The sequence below is a fragment of the Citrobacter sp. Cpo142 genome, assembly GCF_030332425.1.
Classification (GTDB): domain Bacteria; phylum Pseudomonadota; class Gammaproteobacteria; order Enterobacterales; family Enterobacteriaceae; genus Citrobacter; species Citrobacter portucalensis.
In genome coordinates, this window is sequence record NZ_JAOWHW010000098.1 from 1 (window position 1) to 2497 (window position 2497).

1 protein-coding gene and 2 pseudogenes are annotated in these 2497 nt (G+C 45.0%); 1 reads left to right on the forward strand and 2 read right to left on the reverse strand.

Features of this window, described 5'->3' with window-relative positions; translation table 11 throughout:
• A pseudogene (locus OGY18_RS05890) lies at nt 1-309 on the reverse strand (IS1-like element transposase); the annotation flags it as partial.
• Between the two features lie 520 nt (nt 310-829).
• Here OGY18_RS05890 and OGY18_RS05895 point away from each other — a divergent pair.
• On the forward strand, nt 830-2059 hold the full coding sequence (locus OGY18_RS05895; protein ID WP_042201166.1) for an EAL and HDOD domain-containing protein: 1230 nt from the start codon (nt 830-832) through the stop codon (nt 2057-2059).
• Between the two features lie 126 nt (nt 2060-2185).
• Here the strand turns inward: OGY18_RS05895 and OGY18_RS05900 are convergent.
• Nucleotides 2186-2497: pseudogene (locus OGY18_RS05900) on the reverse strand (IS1-like element IS1B family transposase); the annotation flags it as partial.

The window sequence follows — 2497 nt, forward strand, 5'->3', positions numbered from 1 at the left end:
CAATCACATCACTGCCCGGTTGTATGCGCGAGGTTACCGACTGCGGCCTGAGTTTTTTAAGTGACGTAAAACCGTGTTGAGGCCAACGCCCATAATGCGTGCACTGGCGCGACATCCGACGCCATTCATGGCCATATCAATGATTTTCTGGTGCGTACCGGGCTGAGAGGCGGTGTAAGTGAACTGTAGTTGCCATGTTTTACGGCAATGAGAGCAGAGATAGCGCTGATGTCCGGCAGTGCTTTTGCCGTTACGCACCACGCCTTCAGTAGCGGAGCAGGAAGGACATCTGATGGAAATGGAAGCCACGCAAGCACCTTAAAATCACCATCATACACTAAATCAGTAAGTTGGCAGCATTACCGAAAACATGGTGGCCATCCGTTTTCTTGTCAGTAATGATTATTATTGCATTGATGGCGATTTATTATTCATCAGGTGATGCGGCAGACGGGAATTAATAATAGCCTGATCATTATCAGACTTGTTATTATCGGATGCCCACTGGTAATAATAATCAGTTACGGTATTAATGGTACCGGTTTAATTCTCTGTGTAACGGTTAAAAAATTATATGACGTCTGTCAAAAACTGTGGATAAAATGATTTTTTCTATGGACATAAATGAAATTTACCCCGAAAATTAAATTGCAGGGAAGGAATAAATCAGTGAACAATTCTGTTGGTCGGGAATGGTGATGTCGCATCATCCCGGTTCTTTTATGATTTGAGTTGTGCTCCGGATCAAATTTATTGCCCGTAGTGCGTGTTATAAGCATGGAAAGGTTACATTTCTAAAAATTATAACGCTGACCTGGGGACCGGGAATATGTATTCATTTATCGCACGCCAGCCTATTTTTGACACAAAAATGCAGACCGTCGCTTATGAGCTGCTTTTCAGGGACGGAATGAACAATGCCTTTCCCGATGTTTCACCAGAATACGCCACGTCCAGAATGATTTCTGACCAGTTTTTATGCATCCCTGTTCCCCGTATAGCCAACAATCACAGTTCTTTTATTAATGTGCCGCACCAGATGATCATTAACGGACTGGGCGATACGCTGCCGAATGAAAAAGTGGTCATCGAAATTCTGGAAAATGCAGTCCCGGATGATGCGCTTTTCTGTGCCGTAAAGGATATGCACGACAGGGGTTACCAGCTTGCGCTCGATGATTTCACGATGGATGATGAATGGGACCGCTTTATGCAGTATATTTCTGTCATCAAATTTGATGTCAGAGACAATGACTATGAAGATATCCGGCAATATATCCACAGAAAAAGTCAGCTTCTGCAGGGCATAAAATTCCTTGCTGAAAAAGTGGAAACAAGGGACGAGTTTGAGCTTTACAGCCGGGCGGGTTTCGCGCTTTTCCAGGGATTTTTCTTCAGTCGCCCGGAAATCCTCAGAAATAAATGCCTTTCCCAGAACCCCCTGCCACTCTCCAGGCTGATGATGGAGGTGAACAGGGAAAACCCGGACTTTGCCGCGGTCGAACGTCTGCTTAAAACCGATCTGACGCTGTCATATAAAATCATGCGCTACGTCAGAAACATGCTGTTTAAATCACATGGCATAATTCAGGCGGACAATCTTACCCTGAAAGAAATGCTGATGTATATGGGGGGCAAAGAACTCCGGCGGTTTGTTGCGGTGGCCGCCCTTTCAAATATGGGGCGTTCCGGCATCAGTGAACTTTATCATCTGAGCATGGTTCGCGGAAAATTCTGCGAATTAATTGCCGGAAAAATAAATAATGTTTCATTATCCTATAACGCATTTATATGCGGTCTGTTTTCATTGCTGGATGTCATTCTTGAACTCCCCATGGACGATTTAATTAAACAGATTTCAATCCCGCAAAACGTAACTGCCGCGCTTTGTGAACATAAAGGTGAACTTTTTGACATACTGACCCTGTCGTTATGTTATGAGAAACTTAACTGGGAGGAAACCGCGAAAATATGTAATACCCTCAATATCAGCGAGTTCACTGTTATAGAAACCATGCAGGCCGCAACAAAATGGGCGGACGAGCTCGCCGTCTGTTAAGGATATTTATCACAAGACAAATCAGTCATACACATCATTTTTTTAATTAAAGAAATACCGGTGAACGCCGTTATATCCGCTTATCCAGACACAACGAGACACTATTATCATGGTAATGACTCCAACTTATTGATAGTGTTTTATGTTCAGATAATGCCCGATGACTTTGTCATGCAGCTCCACCGATTTTGAGAACGACAGCGACTTCCGTCCCAGCCGTGCCAGGTGCTGCCTCAGATTCAGGTTATGCCGCTCAATTCGCTGCGTATATCGCTTGCTGATTACGTGCAGCTTTCCCTTCAGGCGGGATTCATACAGCGGCCAGCCATCCGTCATCCATATCACCACGTCAAAGGGTGACAGCAGGCTCATAAGACGCCCCAGCGTCGCCATAGTGCGTTCACCGAATACGTGCGCAACAACCGTCTTCCGGAGCCT